The organism is Streptomyces stelliscabiei (assembly GCF_014873495.1).
Classification (GTDB): Bacteria; Actinomycetota; Actinomycetes; order Streptomycetales; family Streptomycetaceae; genus Streptomyces; species Streptomyces bottropensis.
In genome coordinates this window covers 819,901-835,795 of record NZ_JADBGF010000001.1, presented here as the reverse complement: position 1 = coordinate 835,795, position 15,895 = coordinate 819,901, and the positions used below count along the sequence as shown (strand labels likewise).

The window sequence follows — 15,895 nt, the reverse complement described above, 5'->3', positions numbered from 1 at the left end:
CCGGTGCCCGACCTTGGGAGACCGAGATGAGCAAGGGCCATCACATCGTCGTCCTCGGCGCCGGCTACACGGGCATGTTCAGCGCCATCCGGCTGGCCCGCCGCACCCGCCGGGCCGGGGTGAAGATCACTCTGGTCAATGCGTCGTGCCGGTTCGTCGAGCGGCTGCGGATGCACCAGATCGCCGCCGGGCAGGAACTGGCCGAGCATCGGATTCCCGACCTGCTCGCCGGGACCGGCGTCTCGTTCGTCCAGGGCACGGTCACCGCCATCGCCCCCGAGGCCCGGCGGATCACCCTCGACGGCGCCGAGACCCTCGGATACGACACGCTCGTCTACGCGCTGGGCAGCTCCACCGACACCGGCACGGTCCCGGGCGTCGACACCCACGCGTTCACCCTCAACAACCCGGAGATCGCCGGCCGGTTCGCCGCACGCCTCACCGAGGTCGCCACCTTCGCCGGCACGGTCACCGTCTGCGGCGGCGGCCTGACCGGCATCGAGGCCGCGACCGAGATCGCCGAGAGCCACCCCGGCCTGCACGTCACGCTGATCAGCCTTGACGAGCCCGGCGGCATGATGGGCGCCAAGGCTCGCGCGTACCTGCACCGCGCCCTGGACCGCCTCGGCGTCACCTTGGAGACCGGCGCCCGTGTGACCAAGGTGCTCCCCGACGCCGTCGGGCTGGACGACGGCAGACTCGTCCGCTCCGACGCCTGTCTGTGGACCACCGGCGTCAAAGTGCCGGCGCTCGCCGCCGAAGCCGGGATCGCCACGGACGAGCGCGGTCTCGTCCTGGTCGACGCCACCCTGCGGTCGGTGTCCCACCCGGAGATCCACGCCATCGGCGACGCGGCCGCCGTACGCCTGGGCTGGGGACAGCTCCACGGCACCTGCCAGAGCGGTCTGCCCACCGCCCAGTACACCGCCGACACCATCGCACGGCTGGTGCGCGGCCGGGCCGTCAAGCCGTTCCGCTTCGGCTACTTCCACCAGCCGGTCAGCCTCGGCCGCCGCGACGCGGTCATCCAGTTCACCAAGGCCGACGAAACACCCCGCCGCATCCATCTCACAGGCCGCGGCGCCGTCGCCTACAAGGAGATGGTCAGCGGCAGCCCGCTCACGACATACCGGCTGAGCAAGCGCATGAACGTCACCACCGTCGTCTCCAGGGGCGGACGCGCCACCCGCGACCCCGCGGTATGACGGGCCCGGCCACCGGCGCCGTGGTCGTGCCCTTGCAACCGGATCACGGCGCTGGCAGCATGCACCGGTGATCGACGCCAGGGCCGAGAAGGACCCGTACACCGAGCACCGCCGACTGCTGTTCGCCACCGCCTACCGCATGCTGGGCAGTGTCACGGACGCCGAGGACGTCCTCCAGGACACCTGGCTGAGCTGGAACAGCGCGGATCGTGACGCGGTCCGCCACCCCAAGGCGTATCTGGTGCGCACGGTCACCAACCTCTCGTTGAACCGCCTCACCTCTGCACGGGCCACCCGCGAGACCTACGTCGGCCCCTGGCTCCCCGAGCCCCTGCTGACCTCTCCCGACATCGCCGTGGAGAGCGAACTGGCCGACACCATCTCCACCGCAATGATGGTCGTCCTGGAAACCCTCAGTCCCGTCGAACGCGCCGTCTTCCTGCTCCGCGAGGTCTTCGGCTACTCGCACGCGGAGATCGCCGAGACCCTCGACCGCCCCGAACCGGCGGTCCGTCAGATCGCCCACCGCGCCCGCCGACACGTACAGGACCGCCGTCCCCGCTTCGACGCCGACCAGGCCAGACGCCGACAGGTGACCACCCAGTTCCTGAAGGCGTGCGCGGGCGGCGACCTGAACGCCGTTATGGAGCTGCTCGCCCCCGAGGTCACCGCTTGGTCCGACGGCGGCGGCAAGGTCACCGCCGCACGCCGACCTGTCAACGGCGTCGACCGCGTTGCGCGCTGGCTCGTGGGTTTCCTGGCCAAGCCCGAACTGGCCGCTCTGGTCATGGAGCCGACCGTCATCAACGGCGAACTGGGTGTGCTCGCCACCCTCGACGGGACCACCGTCGGCGCCCTGACCTTCGACCTCGTCGACGGCCGCATCCAGAACCTGTGGTTCCAGGTCAACCCCGACAAGCTCGGCGGGCTGACCACCGACAACGGACAGGCGGCCCCCTGAAGCGTCCGCACGCGGAGACCCGGCCCAACGCGCGGACGCCCGGGCCGACTTGCCTCCGTAACCGGACGAGCCTCAGGAGGAGGGCGACGGGCTGCTCTGACGAGGACCGGCGTCGTTCTCCCAGTCGTCCGGGGGAGGCTCGTTCTCCATTGCCTCGATCATCCGGTTGTGGGCCTCCTCGGCCGCCCTGTCCCACGCACGTCGCATCTCGGCCAGCTGGGCACCGCCCGTCACGTCCTCACCGTTCATGTGCGAACCGATCACGACCAGGGCGGCGTTGGCCACCTTCACCTTGTCGTTCTTGAACGCCACCTCGTGATAGCCGGCGGGGCGTCTGCGCTTCAGGTCCTTCAAGAGGTCCAGGAGGAACGTGCGGTGTCTCCCCTCGGGGAGGATGCGGGTGTACGACCGGATGCGGTCGATCACCGGGCCCTGTTCCTCCAGCCAGTCCTCCTCCGTTCCGTGCTCCTTCAGGCCCGAGCGTTGGGCCAGCAGAAGGTCCATGATCAGCATCCCGGCCTCCCGGGCATGGACCGCCTCCCTGTCCTCCTTGGCGAGCCTGCGGGCTTCCTCACCCTGGATCCGCAGGGCCTCCAGGGACTTCCGGGCCTGGTACATCGCCACGAAGAAGGTGACGAGCCCGCCGACGACGACACCCGCCATGGCGGACAGAAACTCCTTGGACCACAGGTCCCTCACCACATCCATGCCGGTCATCATGCCGCCGGTCGTCCGCGCGACGTAAGTCACGGGCGGGGGAGCCCCCGTGGACGGGGCTACCCGGCCGTGTGACGGTCCCCTACGCTGAGCCCCCGACAAGCGTGGCGACACCAGGGGGTCACATGTCCGCGCCCTCCGTGATCTCCCGAGCCACCACCGAGCACATCGCACCCGCCGAACGCATCCACTACTGGGAGGACTGCAACCGCAGGGCGCTGGTGGGCCTGTCCTGCACCTCCTGTTCCGAGCGGGGCCTGCTGGCCAGCCAGACCGACATCGAGCTGGGCGGTCTGCGGCTCGCCGAGATCACCGGCAACGCCCACGCCATCGAGCGCAGCCCGCAGACGGTCCGGTCGGCGCCCAAGGACTCGGTGTTCGCGACCCTGCTGCTCAGAGGGAAGGCGGTGTTCCTGCACGAGAACGGCTGCCTCGCGGCCACGGCGGGCGAGCTGTGCCTCTACGACACGCGCAGGCCCTATCTTGTTCGGGTTCTCCTCCGCCATGCGGCAGATCCTCGTGGACGTGCCGCGTCATCTGTTCGCCGAGGTGTGTGCGGGAAGCGGGTTGCCCGGCCCGATGCTGTTCGGGCGGCACGCGGCGCGCGAGGGCGCGCTCGTGGCCGCGCTGGGCGCACTGCTCGGCAGGGTGGCCGCACCGCCCGGCGGGCCGGACGTCCCCGCCGACGCCGAGGGAGCGGTGCTGGACCTGCTCGGGCGACTCGCCGACGAGCGCACGGGAGGGCGGCCGGTGTCGGAAGGCCGCCGCTCCCAGCTCATCGTGGCGCAGGACTACATCGACCGGCATCTGCACGACCCCGCTCTGGCGAGCGCACAGGTGGCCCGGATCATGGGCATCTCGGTACGGCACCTGGGACGGATCTTCGAGCCGACCGGAAGGTCTCCGGCACGGCACGGCACGGCACATCACGGAACGGCCCTGACCGGGGCACACCGGCAACGCACCGGGCCCGGGGCGCGCCAGACCACGATCGCCGACGTCGCCCACCGGTGGGGGTTCTCCGGCCAGGCCCACTTCGCCCGACTCTTCCGCTCCCGAATCGGCCTCACCCCGAGCGAGGCCCGAGCGGAGGCGATGACGCCGACGCCCCCGAGCCGCCCGCCCGGCACCCTCTGACTCCTGACTCCTGACTTCTGATCTCTGATTTCTGACGTCTGACTTCTCGGGCGATGGGGGCGGGCGCTTCCACGCCGTCCCCGGGGCAGGTGGGACATCCGCCTCCGGCGCAGGTGGGTCATCCGCTCGCGGTGTCCTCGGCCTCCCAGCGCAGCAGGTCGCCCGGCTGGCAGTCGAGTACCTCGCACAGTGCGGCGAGTGTCGCGAAGCGCACGGCCTTGGCGCGGCCGTTCTTGAGCACCGCAAGGTTGGCGGGCGTGATCCCTACGCGGTCCGCGAGTTCGCCCACGGACATCTTCCGCCTGGCCAGCATCACGTCGATGTCGACGGTGATCGGCATCAGATCACCTCGTCCAGCTCGGCCTGCATCCGCGTCGCCGCGACGTCGCGCGCGACAGCCTGGGCGAGCAGCATCCGCAGCAGGAGCACGAGGAGCGCGACACCGAGGATGGCCACGCCGATCCCGGCCATGATGACGCTGACGCCCGGGTCGTCGCGCTGGCCCGGCGCGTTGAGGGCCGTGACCGCGAACCACAGGAGCGCGGCCGCCACGATCGCGCCGATCACGACGTCCACGTACCGGAAGGCGGCGTCGGAGAAGACGGTCCCGCGTCGCACCATCGTCACCAGGCGCCACACGCAGACCAGGACGACCTGGGCGGCCACCATGCCCATGATCGTGATCACGCGCAGCGGGGTCAGCGGGAGCGAGCCGTCCTCCGGGTCGTTCCCGCTGATCAGCGTCCACACCATCGACACCTGCACGAACACGGTGCCGACGAGCACCACCACGAGCACGGCGCGCAGCGCACCCACGGTCAGTTTTCCCATGACCTGTCCTCCCATCGAGTTGCGATGGGAATCTATCGAATCTCGATAGGTGAAGCAAGGGGGTGCGCGTCCGCTCCCGGCTGCGGATAAGCGATCTCCGCGATGTCCTCGGCCAGGTCCGCGAGCGTGCGCGCCGGGTTCAGCGCCGACACGAGGGTCGGGCTCAGCGGCCGCAAGGCGTACACCTGGCGTACCGCTTCCAGATCCGCGGGAACCTCGTAGTGATCCTCGGCGAAACGCCGGTACGCCTCGGGAGTACGGTCGACCAGGAGCGCGAACGGCCCCGCCGATCCGTCGGGGTCGGCAGTTCCCACGGGGAAGTCGATCGTGCCGTGCTGCCACCGATCGTCCGCCGCCCTCCGCCACAGGCAGGCCGTCACGACGGGGACGTTGTCCTCGTCGGTGAACGCCGGTTCCTCGACGTAGGCCCTGAAGACCTCAGGGACGTCGTCGAGCACTCCCGGCCACGGCTCGTGGTCCTGGCCGTACGGGCTCATCGGCGATTCGTGGGCGAAGCCCCGGACGTACGCGCCGTCTGCCGAGAACACGATGGAGTACTCGTCCCCCGACCCGTCGTGCATCGAGGCCATCTCATCGCCCTCGGCCCAGCCGGCGTCGAAGGAGTGGTACCGGCCGTCCCGGTCGGGGCTCAGGATCGCATCGAGCATCGCCGGTGAGCGGCACAGGCGATGCAGATCGGCGAGGGAGGGGAACCGGCGAGCCACGTCTTGAACAGTCACCCGCTCATCCAACCGGAAGTCTCTGACAGTCAGCGCAGTGTCTCGAGTGTGCGGATGACGTCGTCCGCATCGGTGTCCGGGTTGACGAAGGCCAGACGCAGGACGGTGGAGCCGTTCCACTGTGTCGGCACGCACAGGATGGTGCCCGCTTCGGCGGCCCGCGCCGACCAGTCCGCGTAGTCCCGCGGGCTCCAACCGGGCCGTTCGAAGAGGACGACGGACAACTCGGGTTCGATGGTCAGCCGTAGATGGTCGCTCCGGCGTATGGCGTCGGTGACCAGGCGGCTGGTCGTCAGTGTCCGTTCCACCGCGTGCGCGTACCGGTCGGTTCCGTGGACGGCCAGGCTGAACCAGAACGGCAGGCCGCGGGCACGGCGGCTCAGGTGCAGGGCCAGGTCCGCCGGATTGTGGGCGTCGCGGTCGATGGCGTCGAGATAGTGCGCCGACTGACTGTGCGCGGCGCGCGCCGAGGCCGGATCCCGGTAGAGGAGTGCGCAGCAGTCGTAGGGCGCGAAAAGCCATTTGTGCGGATCGACGATGAAACTGTCGGCTCGTTCGATGCCGGTGTAGAGATGCCGCACGCTGGGCGCCGCCAGGCCCGCTCCGCCGTAGGCGCCGTCCACGTGCAGCCACACGTGGTGGCGTGCGCACGCGTCGGCGACGGCGTCGAGGTCGTCGATCAGGCCGGCGTTCGTGGTCCCGGCTGTGGCCACCACGGCGAAGACGCCGGGGGTCGACTCCAGGACCGCGTTCACGGCGGAGCCGGTGAGATGGCCCCGCCGGTCCACGGGAGCGGTGACGATCTCCACGTCCATGGCGCGGGCGGCGGACCCGATGGAGGAATGCGCGCTGTCGGCGCACACGATCTTCCAGCCGTCCGCCGGCCGACCCCGCGAGGCCTGGGCGGCGGCGCGGGCCGTGATGAGGGCGGAGAGGTTGCCCATGGTGCCACCGCTGACGAAGCATCCCGCCGCGGTACCGGGCCATCCGATGAGCTGGGTGAGCCAGTTCAACGCCTCGTTCTCGGCGTGGATGGCCCCGGCTCCCGACTCCCAGGTTCCCGCGAAGATGTTCGCCGCACCGGTGACCGCTTCGAAGGCGAGTGCGGCGCGCGTGGGCGCCGCGGGGACGTACGCGAGGTTCGTCGGCCCGTTCTGGGCGCGGGTGGCGGGTGCCAGGACCTGGTCGAACAGTCTGAGGGCCGCGGATCCACCCATCCCCAGCGGGGTGATGGCCGTACCGGCCGCGACAGCGAGGTCCTTGGCGGGGCGGGCACTCGCCACCTGGTCGGGAGCCTGCATGATGCGCCGCCACGCGTAGCCCATGGCGGTCGCCACGACCTCGTCCTCGTCACCCCACAGCCGTGGGCCGACGTGCGAGGCGTCCCTTGCCGAGCTGCTTGAACTCTGAGCTTTTTGCATGGCATGAACCTAGAAAGGCCGGTCGAACTGCGCAATATGTGAGAAGGAAGATGAGCATAATGCTCAATGTGGGCCGAGCGTGGCGTGTGAAGATGGGCATCATGCGAAACATCGACGGCCTCGACACTCTCGACGCCCGTATCCTCCTGGCGCTCGACGCGGATCCGCGGGCCACCACGATTGCCCTGGCCGACCGGCTGGGCCTGGCCCGTAACACCGTGCAGGCCCGCCTGAAGCGTCTTGAGGAGAGCGGACGGCTGCGGGAGCCCAGTCGGCGCGTGGACCCCGCGGCCCTCGGCCATCCCTTGCTGGCCCTGATCACGATGTCGATCAGCCAGCGCGTGGGGGCGCCCACCCAGGAGGCGATCCTGCGCATCCCCGAGGTGGTCGAGCTGCTCGTCACCACCGGCGACGGCGACCTCCTCGCCCGCGTCGTCGCCCGCGACACCGAGGATCTGCACCGCATCACGAACCTGCTGCTCGAAGCGCCGGGTGTCGTCCGTTCCAACACCACCATCGTCCTGCTGGAGGTGCAGCCGTTCAGCGTCCGATCCCTGCTGCGGCGGCACGCCGGCTCCTGACCGGGCCGGCGACGGCCTCGATTTCGGCCGACGGAACACGCGTCGGCGGGCGACACGGAACCTCATCTCCGGGCGCGCCGAAATCTATGTCAGCAACAGTAGACTTTGGGTGGTGGTGTGGATAAGGTTTCTCTCGTAGCCGAGATCGAGCGAGGCCCGGCAGACATGAACTGCCGGGCAGCAGTACGGAAGTCGCAGTTGGCAGGACGGTGCGGTGGTGGAGTTTCGAAGCCAGAGCGGTTGCAGGACGGCGACGGGACTGACGACCGGACCGGGTGGCCCGCGGTGATCAGGGGCCGCCGAGAGCAGTGGCGCAGTACCAGCAGGTCGCAGTATCCGTAAGTGAGTAGTTGATCAAGAGGGAAGAACGGAGGAGCCCCACGCCATCAGGATCGCCCGGGAGGCAGTACCGGACCCGGGTACCGCAGGACATCGATAGTGAGGTGGTCTTCGGTCAGGCAACCGCGATCCCCGCGCCCCCGACGGCAAGCAGGTCGGGTCCGCGGAAACAGAGCGCCGGTGCATCAGGACCGGCGGATGGTGTAGCAGTTCCTTCGGGGCCCTGGTGCCACAGGCACCAGGGCCCCTCCACGTGTCCACCGCGAGGTGCGACGACAGCGCACGACACGTACGCCGGGCTCGATGACGACGATGTGCGCGTCCGCGTCGGGGGGCACCCGCGCACGGTCTCTGGGTGTGGCGTGATCGCTTCCTATGGTGACGCGGCGTGTGGGCGTGTAGCGTCAGCGTCAGCTGTCGTGGTTCGGAATTACTTCCTGCCTGCGCCTTCTCGGCGTAGGCGTTTTGCTGTGCTGTGCCGCAGGGACCAGGGCGATCACCTCCGTCTTCCACATGGAGTGGGAGGCGTTCATCGACCGGAAGGCATCAGACATGGCAACGGGAACTGTGAAGTGGTTCAACGCGGAGAAGGGCTTCGGCTTCATCGCCCAGGACGGCGGCGGCCCGGATGTGTTCGCGCACTACTCCGCGATCAACTCCTCGGGCTACCGTGAGCTCCAGGAGGGCCAGAGCGTGACGTTCGACGTCACCCAGGGCCAGAAGGGCCCGCAGGCCGAGAACATCAGCCCGGCCTGACCTCCCGGCCCGACCGGCCGACGTCGTCCGGGGCCTCGGCTCCGCACCAACAGATCAGGGGCCGCGCAGCGATGGCTGTCGCGGCCCCTGATGCTGTGCAGGCTCAGGCGTCGATGATGACGGGGATGATGAGGGGCCTGCGGCGGTGGGTGCGGAACGCCCAGTTCGCCACGGCGCGGGCGAGGAGCTGTTCGAGTTGGCGGGCGTCCCCGACGCCCTCCTCCGCCGCGGTGGCCAGGGTCTTCTCGATCACGGGGATCACCGGCTCGAAGGTGGTGTCGTCGTGGACGAAGCCGCGGGCCAGGAAGTCGGGGGCCTCGGCGAGAGCGCCGGTGTCCGCGTCGACGATCGCCACCACCGTGACGACGCCTTCCTCCGCGAGCGTGAGACGGTCCTTGAGGGAGGCCTCGGTGGCCCCGCCCACTTCCATGCCGTCCACGTAGACGTTGCCGGCGGGCACCTTGCCGGTGATGGACGCGCGCCCGTCGACGAGGTCGACGACGACGCCGTCCTCGGCGATGACGACCCGGTCGGGGTCGACACCGGTCCGGATGGCGAGGTCGCCGTTGGCCCGCAGATGGCGCCATTCGCCGTGCACGGGCATGACGTGCCGGGGCTTGACGATGTTGTAGCAGTAGACGAGTTCGCCGGCACTGGCGTGCCCGGAGACGTGCACCTTGGGGTTGCCCTTGTGGACCACGTGGGCGCCCCACCGGGTGAGCCCGTTGATCACCCGGTAGATGGCGTTCTCGTTGCCGGGGATGAGCGAGCTGGCGAGCAGGACGGTGTCGCCCTTGCCGATCCGGATCATGTGGTCGCGGTTGGCCATGCGGGACAGCGCGGCCATCGGTTCGCCCTGGGAGCCGGTGCACACCATGGTGATCTTGTGGTCCGGGAGCTTCTCCAGCTCCTTCGTGCTCACGACCAGACCGGAGGGGACCTTCAGATAGCCGAGGTCACGGGCGATGCCCATGTTGCGGACCATGGACCGGCCCACGAAGGCCACCTTGCGGCCGTGCTGGTGGGCGGCGTCCAGAACCTGCTGGATGCGGTGCACGTGACTGGCGAAGCTGGAGACGATGACACGGCGCGGCGCGGTGCGCATCACCTGCTCGATCGCCGGGTTCAACTCACGCTCGGAGGTGGTGAAGCCGGGCACTTCGGCGTTGGTGGAGTCGGTGAGGAACAGGTCCACACCCTCCTCGCCGAGCCGGGCGAAGGCGCGCAGATCGGTGATCCGGTCGTCGAGCGGGAACTGGTCCATCTTGAAGTCGCCGGTGTGCAGCACCATCCCGGCGCCGGTGCGGATCGCGACCGCGAGACTGTCCGGGATGGAGTGGTTGACGGCCACGAACTCGCAGTCGAAGGGCCCGAAGCGGCGCCGGTCGCCCTCCCGTACTCGCACCGTGCGCGGGCGGATGCCGTGCTCCTTGAGCTTGGCCTCCACGAACGCCAGCGTCAGCTTGGAGCCGACGAGGGGGATGTCGGACCGCTCGCGCAGCAGATACGGCACGGCGCCGATGTGGTCCTCGTGCCCGTGGGTGAGGACGACGGCGACGATGTCGTCCAGCCGGTGCCGGATCGAAGTGAAGTCCGGCAGGATCACGTCCACGCCGGGCTGGTTCTCCTCGGGGAACAGCACGCCACAGTCGACGATGAGCAGTTTGCCAAGGTGCTCGAAGACCGTCATGTTGCGGCCGATCTCACCCAGGCCGCCCAAGGCGGTGACCCGCAGTCCTCCTTCGGGAAGGGGCGGGGCGGCTTTCAGGTCGGGATGCGGATGACTCATACCCCGACGTTACCGGAGAGCGGGACGGGGATGATCCACTGCCTCCGTGTTCTCCGCTTCCGACGGGGCGGGGGAAGCCGCTTGCGCCGTGAGGGCTCCCCGACAGGCCGGGCGTGGTAGTGGCCTGTCGGGGGCGCTTGCGGTCAGGCGAGGTTCTCGGTGAAGAACGTGTCGAGCCTGTCGAAGGGGATGAGGTCCTTGCGGTCGTACACGTCGACGTGGTCCGCGCCCGGGACGATCACGAGCTCGATGTTCTCGGGCGCCGTCCTCTGGACGTCCTCGGAGTAGTAGCGGGAGTGCGCGTCGGCGCCGGCCACCAGGAGGGCCTTGCGGGGCGCGAGCATGTCGATGTTCGTCATCATCGGGAAGGCGAAGAACGGCATCGGCGTGGTCGCGGTCCGCGCGGTGGTGGAGTTGATCGAGCGCGGGTGGTGGCCGCGCTCGGTGCGGTAGTAGTCGAAGAAGATCTTCGTGATCGGCTCGGCGTCCGCCGGGAGGCTCTTGGGCAGGACGCGGTTCGAGGGGGCGACGTCGCCGTTCTCGTCGAAGGGGACCTCGTGGGAGAGCCGCGCGTAGGTGCCGTTCTCGGCGTCGATCCAGCGCTGCCGGCTGAGGTGGTCCACGACCTTCTGGCGCTGCTCACGCGTGTAGTAGTCCTCGTGGCCGCGGGACATGTCGTACATCGAGGCCGTGGCCACCGCCTTGATACGGCCGCCGCGGTGAGCGCCATACCGCTCAGGCCGCAGATGGCCTGCGCGCCGATCCGCTCGCGGTCGACGTTCTTCCGCAGGCCGAGGAAGTCGACGGCGGCGCTGTAGTCCTCGCTGTAGATGTCGGGCGAGCCCACGTCGCGCACCGTGCCGCCGCTCTCCCCGGTGAAGGACGGGTCGAAGGCGAGCGCGACGTAGCCGCGGCGGGCGAACTCGTTGGCGTGGAGACCCGAGGACTGTTCCTTGACCGCGCCGAACGGGCCGCTGACCACCAGGGCGGGCAGCTTGCCCCTGGTGTTCTTCGGTACGTAGAGGTCCGCGGCGACCTCGATGCCGTAGCGGTTCGTGAACCGCACCGAGGTCCGCCTGACGTTCTTGTCCAGCGCGAAGGTGTAGCCGCCCTTCGTCGCGGTCCTGCTCCGTCCCGTGGCGCCCGCGGCGCGGCCGTCCTGCGCACCGAAGGCGGGCGCGGCCGAGAAGGCGGTGGCGGCGCCGGTGGCGGCGATCAGTCCGAGCGCTTTGCGACGTTCCATGGAGGGGACCTCATCTTCGATCGGTGGGGGGAGAAGCGCGACGGTCGGTGGTGTCGTGATCGAGGCGCGACTCCAGGAAATCGGTTCTGCGCCAGGCGTGGCAGGTCGGGTTCATGGGGGGGTACAAGCTCGACCCCTCACCCCGCCGGGGTGTGCGTTCGAGTCGTGCGTGCAACGCATGACACACCGACATCTTCCGGAACCCCGCGCCGTGTTGATCCCCTGCTCTGCGGGGGACGTCGGTCCGCAGCCCGGCTCTGACGGCCGCCGCGTCCGGCATTCGGGGCCGCCTCCACCAGACGGCCCCCGCGGCCCCGTATCCCTGCGGCCCCCGGGCAGCAGCCGCCCGTCCCTGGCCGCTGTGGTCCTCTCTGTGGCCGCAGGGGTCAGTTCCCGTGGGCCGCGCGGTGCATAGGTTCACGGACCAGAAGCATCGGAGAAGGGAGCGGACCGGTGAGTGAGCATCAGTACGACACATGTGTGATCGGCGCGGGACCCGCGGGACTGGCGGTCGCGAGGGCGCTGGCCGAGCGGGACCTGCCGTACACGCACATCGAGCGCCACACGGGCCCCGGCGGGCTGTGGGACATCGACAATCCGGGCAGCCCGATGTACGAGTCGGCCCACTTCATCTCCAGCAAGACCCTGTCCGGCTTCGGCGGCTATCCGATGCCGGACCACTTCGCCGACTACCCGCCGCACCGGCAGATCCTGTCCTACCTGACGTCGTTCGCCGAGGCCTACGGGCTCGCCGACCGGATCGAGTTCGGTACCGAGGTCCGCGGCGTCGAGAAGAACCCGGACGGCACCTGGACGGTCACGCGGGCCGACGGCCGGACCGGTACGCACCGGCAGGTCGTCGTCTGCACGGGAGCGCAGTGGCACCCCAACGTCCCCGATCTGCCCGGCGACTTCAGCGGAGAGATCCGGCACACGGTCACCTACCGCAGCAGTGCGGAACTGCGGGGCAAGCGGGTGCTGGTGGTGGGCGCGGGGAACTCCGGGCTGGACATCGCCTGCGACGCGGCGCGCTCCGCCGACCACGCGGCGATCAGCATGCGCCGTGGTTACTGGTTCATCCCCAAGCACCTCTTCGGCCGGCCGGTGGACACCATCGCCGCAGGAGGACCCCACCTGCCGATGTGGCTGCAGCAGAAGCTGTTCGGCGGCCTGCTGCGGCTGCTCAACGGCGACCCGCGCAGGCTCGGTCTGCAACAGCCCGACCACAAGCTGTTCGAGACCCACCCGGCCCTCAACTCGCTGCTGATCCACCACCTCCAGCACGGGGACATCACGGCCCGGCCCGGCATCGCGCGCACCGAGGGCCGGACGGTCCACTTCACCGACGGCTCCAGCGACGACTTCGACCTGATCCTGCTGGCCACGGGGTACGTCCACACCGTCCCGGTCGCGCAGAAGTACTTCGGCGACGAGCAGCACCCCGACCTCTACCTGTCCTCCTTCTCCCGCGAGCACGAGGGCCTGTTCGGCGTCGGCTTCGTGGAGACCAACTCCGGCGCCTACCAACTCTTCGACAGCCAGGCCCAGTTGATCGCCTCCTACATCCGGGACGCGGGGGCCGGAGTGCCGACCGCCGAGCGGTTCGCCCGCAGGATCCGCAGCGACCGGCCGGACCTGTCCGGCGGACTGCGGTTCGTCGACTCGCCCCGCCACACCGGCTACGTCCACAGCGACGCCTTCGTGAAGTACCTCGGCAAGGTGGCCGAGGAGATGGGCTGGCGCACCGCGGGCCGACCGCCCCGGGCGACCTCTGCTCGGCAGGCGGCGGTGGCGTCATGACGTACGACTTCCATGACAAGGTCATCCTGGTGACGGGCGGCGCCGGCGGCATCGGCAGCGCCCTGTGCCACCGCTTCGCGGCAGGCGGGGCCCGCCTCCTCGTGGTCGACATCGACGAGGCGCGGGCCGAACGGACCGCCGCCGAACTGCCCGGGAGCGGGCATGCCGGGCGGGGCTGCGACCTGCTGGACGGCGCTGCCCTGCAGCGGCTGCTCGACGGCGTCACGGCCACCCATGGCCGTATCGACGTCCTCGTGAACAACGTGGGCATGACCAGCGCCGAACGGTTCGACGTACGCAGCGTCGAGAGCATCGAGCGGGAGATCGACGTCAACCTGACCGCCCCGCTGGTCACGACCCGGCTCGCCGTGCCGCTGCTGCGGGCCTCCGCCGACCCCCGGGTGGTCACGACCGTGTCCCTCGGCGGGATCTTCCCGCTGGGGGAGACGCCGATCTACACGGCCTCGAAGTTCGGGCTGCGTGGCGCGATGCTCGCCATCGGTCTCGACCTGCGGGGCAAGGGCATCCAGGCCGGTTCGGTACTGCCGTCGGCGACCGACACACGGATGCTGCGGCAGGAGGCCGTCGAGGGCGGCAACTCCATGCAGTTCCAGGACCCGCCGCAGCAGCCCTCCGACGTCGTCCGGGCGGTCGTGAGCCTGCTGGACCGGCCCCGCCTGGAGTCCTACGTCCGACCGGGCGAGTCCCGGCTGGTGCGGTTCGCCATGCTCGCGCCGAACCTGCTGCCCCGACTCTTCCCGCTGTTCCGCAGGCGGGGCGAGCGGGGCATGGCCCGCTATCTGGAGGACCTGCGCCGCAGAGGGCTGGCCCGCCGGGCCGCCGGCGGCCACTGGGAACTGGTGGAGGAGGCATGAGCGGCACGGACATCACCGGTGGCGGGGGCAGCGCTCGGCTCCACCGGAACCGGTCGCGTCTCGACATCGTCAACCCCGCCACCGGCGAACTGATCACGACCGTGCCGGCGGCGAGCGAGCAGGACGTCGTGCTCGCGGCCGAGCGGGCGCACAAGGTCTTCGAGAGCGGCGTCTGGGCCGGCCGGTCCCCGCGGGAGCGGGCCGCCGTCCTCCTGCGTCTGGCGGACCTCATGGAGCGTGACGCCGAGACCCTGGCCCGGCTGGACTGCGAGGACGCGGGCAAGCCGATCACCGAGTGCCGTACGGGCGACGTGCCCGCGGCGATCGAGTCGATCCGCTGGTTCGCCGAGGCGGCCGACAAGGTCTTCGGCCGCATCGCCCCCACCGGCCACGCGGGCCTGGGTCTGGTGAGCCGGGAACCGGTCGGGGTGTCCGCCGCGATCCTGCCCTGGAACTATCCGCTGGCCATGGCCGCCTGGAAGGTCGGCCCCGCGCTCACCGCGGGCAACTCCCTGCTGCTCAAGCCCGCCGAGGCCACCCCGCGCTCCACCCTGCACCTGGCCGCCCTGGCGGCCGAGGCGGGCCTGCCCGAGGGCGTACTCACCGTCCTGCCCGGCCATGGCTCCGTCACCGGTACGGCGCTCGCCCGCAACCCGCTGGTGCGCGCACTGTCGTTCACCGGCTCCACCGCCACCGGACGCCGCGTCCTGACCGACGCGGCGGAGACCAACTTCAAGCGGGTCTCCCTGGAGATGGGTGGCAAGAGCCCCCAGATCCTCATGCCGGACGCGCTCGCGTACGGCGACGAACTGATCGACCACATGATCGAGGCCGCGTTCCTGACCATGGGGCAGAACTGCACCGCCGGCTCCCGCGTCCTGGTCCACCACAGCATCGCCGAGGAGGTGCTGGACCGGTTCACCGCCGCCGCGGGGGACCTCACCATCGGTGACCCCGCCGACGCGGGCACCCGGATGGGACCGCTCATCAGCCGTGCCGCCTTCGACCGGGTCGCGGCGGCGGTCGACGCGGCCCGGTCCGCCGGAGCCCAGATCCACACCGGCGGCCTGCCGCACGGCCTGCCGCCGCGAGGTGCGTACTACCCGCCCACCGTGGTCAGCCGGCCCCCGGCGGACAGCGATGTCCTCATTCAGGAACTGTTCGGCCCTGTCGTCACCGTCCAGACCTTCACCTCGGAGAACGAGGCGGTGGGGCTCGCGAATGCCACGGAGTACGGACTCGCCGCCTCGGTGTGGACCCGCGACCTCGACGCCGCGTTCCGGCTCGCACGGGGGATCGAGGCCGGGGTGGTCTCCGTCAACGCGTACAGCGAGGGCGACATCACCACCCCCTTCGGAGGGTGGAAACAGTCCGGGTTCGGCGGCGCGGAGAAGTCCACCGACGCCTTCGCGCAGTGGACCAGGGAGAAGACCGTCTGGATCCGCACACGTTGAGGAGAGAGGGCGGATCCGCACGCATGGGACAGGGAGGACCGTCCGG

16 protein-coding genes and 1 pseudogene are annotated in these 15,895 nt (G+C 70.1%); 8 read left to right on the top strand and 9 right to left on the bottom strand.

The genetic code is table 11. The annotated features are described in order from the left end of the window. Positions 1-26 precede the first annotated feature (26 nt). Both H4687_RS03550 and H4687_RS03545 read left to right on the top strand, forming a co-directional pair. On the top strand, positions 27-1,205 hold the full coding sequence (locus H4687_RS03550; RefSeq protein ID WP_192781643.1) for an NAD(P)/FAD-dependent oxidoreductase: 1,179 nt from the start codon (positions 27-29) through the stop codon (positions 1,203-1,205). Positions 1,206-1,272: 67 nt separating this feature from the next. Next, on the top strand, positions 1,273-2,166 hold the full coding sequence (locus H4687_RS03545) for an RNA polymerase sigma-70 factor (RefSeq protein WP_046915735.1): 894 nt from the start codon (positions 1,273-1,275) through the stop codon (positions 2,164-2,166). A gap of 72 nt (positions 2,167-2,238) precedes the next feature. On the opposite strand, the gene H4687_RS03540 is transcribed toward H4687_RS03545, so the two are convergent. Together H4687_RS03540 and H4687_RS46170 are read right to left on the bottom strand one after the other, a co-directional pair. Then, on the bottom strand, positions 2,239-2,874 hold the full coding sequence (locus tag H4687_RS03540) for a hypothetical protein (protein WP_159026157.1): 636 nt from the start codon (positions 2,872-2,874) through the stop codon (positions 2,239-2,241). 199 nt (positions 2,875-3,073) lie between these two features. Beyond that, positions 3,074-3,250: a hypothetical protein gene (locus H4687_RS46170; protein ID WP_225966585.1), complete on the bottom strand. Its 177-nt coding sequence runs from the start codon at positions 3,248-3,250 to the stop codon at positions 3,074-3,076. 137 nt (positions 3,251-3,387) lie between these two features. On the opposite strand from H4687_RS46170, the gene H4687_RS46165 reads away from it, so the two are divergent. Then, on the top strand, positions 3,388-4,020 hold the full coding sequence (locus H4687_RS46165) for a helix-turn-helix domain-containing protein (protein WP_225966584.1): 633 nt from the start codon (positions 3,388-3,390) through the stop codon (positions 4,018-4,020). A gap of 118 nt (positions 4,021-4,138) precedes the next feature. Here H4687_RS46165 and H4687_RS03530 read toward each other — a convergent pair whose 3' ends face one another. The 4 genes from H4687_RS03530 to H4687_RS03515 are packed head-to-tail and all read right to left on the bottom strand — an operon-like array spanning position 4,139 to position 7,012. Continuing rightward, positions 4,139-4,360, bottom strand: coding sequence for a helix-turn-helix domain-containing protein (locus H4687_RS03530; RefSeq protein WP_046915733.1), 222 nt, complete (start codon positions 4,358-4,360; stop codon positions 4,139-4,141). Continuing rightward, positions 4,360-4,851, bottom strand: coding sequence for a DUF2975 domain-containing protein (locus H4687_RS03525; RefSeq protein WP_046915732.1), 492 nt, complete (start codon positions 4,849-4,851; stop codon positions 4,360-4,362). The genes H4687_RS03530 and H4687_RS03525 overlap by 1 nt, the downstream gene beginning before the upstream one ends. A 32-nt stretch (positions 4,852-4,883) precedes the next feature. Further along, a complete protein-coding gene (locus tag H4687_RS03520) occupies positions 4,884-5,576 on the bottom strand; it encodes a hypothetical protein (protein WP_233443599.1) in 693 nt (230 codons plus the stop codon). Between the two features lie 44 nt (positions 5,577-5,620). Continuing rightward, positions 5,621-7,012 carry a pyridoxal phosphate-dependent decarboxylase family protein gene (locus H4687_RS03515; protein ID WP_046915730.1) on the bottom strand — a complete coding sequence of 464 codons (1,392 nt, stop codon included), beginning with the start codon at positions 7,010-7,012 and terminating at the stop codon, positions 5,621-5,623. A gap of 101 nt (positions 7,013-7,113) precedes the next feature. Between H4687_RS03515 and H4687_RS03510 the strand changes: the two genes are divergently transcribed. Then, positions 7,114-7,593, top strand: coding sequence for an Lrp/AsnC family transcriptional regulator (locus tag H4687_RS03510; RefSeq protein WP_225966583.1), 480 nt, complete (start codon positions 7,114-7,116; stop codon positions 7,591-7,593). Positions 7,594-8,484: 891 nt separating this feature from the next. Continuing rightward, the gene (locus tag H4687_RS03505; RefSeq protein ID WP_046915770.1) at positions 8,485-8,688 is read left to right on the top strand and encodes a cold-shock protein; all 204 of its coding nucleotides are present in this window, start codon (positions 8,485-8,487) and stop codon (positions 8,686-8,688) included. A gap of 103 nt (positions 8,689-8,791) precedes the next feature. On the opposite strand, the gene H4687_RS03500 is transcribed toward H4687_RS03505, so the two are convergent. The 3 genes and pseudogenes from H4687_RS03500 to H4687_RS48400 form a co-directional block, all read right to left on the bottom strand. Beyond that, the gene (locus H4687_RS03500) at positions 8,792-10,477 is read right to left on the bottom strand and encodes a ribonuclease J (protein ID WP_046915729.1); all 1,686 of its coding nucleotides are present in this window, start codon (positions 10,475-10,477) and stop codon (positions 8,792-8,794) included. A 143-nt stretch (positions 10,478-10,620) separates the two neighbouring features. Next, positions 10,621-11,175: an alpha/beta hydrolase family protein gene (locus H4687_RS47405; protein ID WP_233443598.1), complete on the bottom strand. Its 555-nt coding sequence runs from the start codon at positions 11,173-11,175 to the stop codon at positions 10,621-10,623. Positions 11,176-11,201: 26 nt separating this feature from the next. Then, positions 11,202-11,720: pseudogene (locus tag H4687_RS48400) on the bottom strand (alpha/beta hydrolase); the annotation flags it as partial. A gap of 453 nt (positions 11,721-12,173) precedes the next feature. Between H4687_RS48400 and H4687_RS03490 the strand changes: the two are divergent. From H4687_RS03490 to H4687_RS03480, 3 genes are read left to right on the top strand one after another with little or no spacing between them, the layout of a single operon-like run. Continuing rightward, positions 12,174-13,520 carry a flavin-containing monooxygenase gene (locus H4687_RS03490; protein ID WP_179860221.1) on the top strand — a complete coding sequence of 449 codons (1,347 nt, stop codon included), beginning with the start codon at positions 12,174-12,176 and terminating at the stop codon, positions 13,518-13,520. Further along, positions 13,517-14,395, top strand: a complete 879-nt coding sequence (locus H4687_RS03485) for an SDR family NAD(P)-dependent oxidoreductase (protein ID WP_046915728.1) — start codon at positions 13,517-13,519, stop codon at positions 14,393-14,395. Before H4687_RS03490 ends, H4687_RS03485 begins: the two co-directional genes overlap by 4 nt. Beyond that, complete coding sequence (locus tag H4687_RS03480) at positions 14,392-15,849, top strand: aldehyde dehydrogenase family protein (RefSeq protein WP_046915727.1); 1,458 nt, start codon at positions 14,392-14,394, stop codon at positions 15,847-15,849. Before H4687_RS03485 ends, H4687_RS03480 begins: the two co-directional genes overlap by 4 nt. The last annotated feature ends 46 nt before the right edge of the window (positions 15,850-15,895 follow it).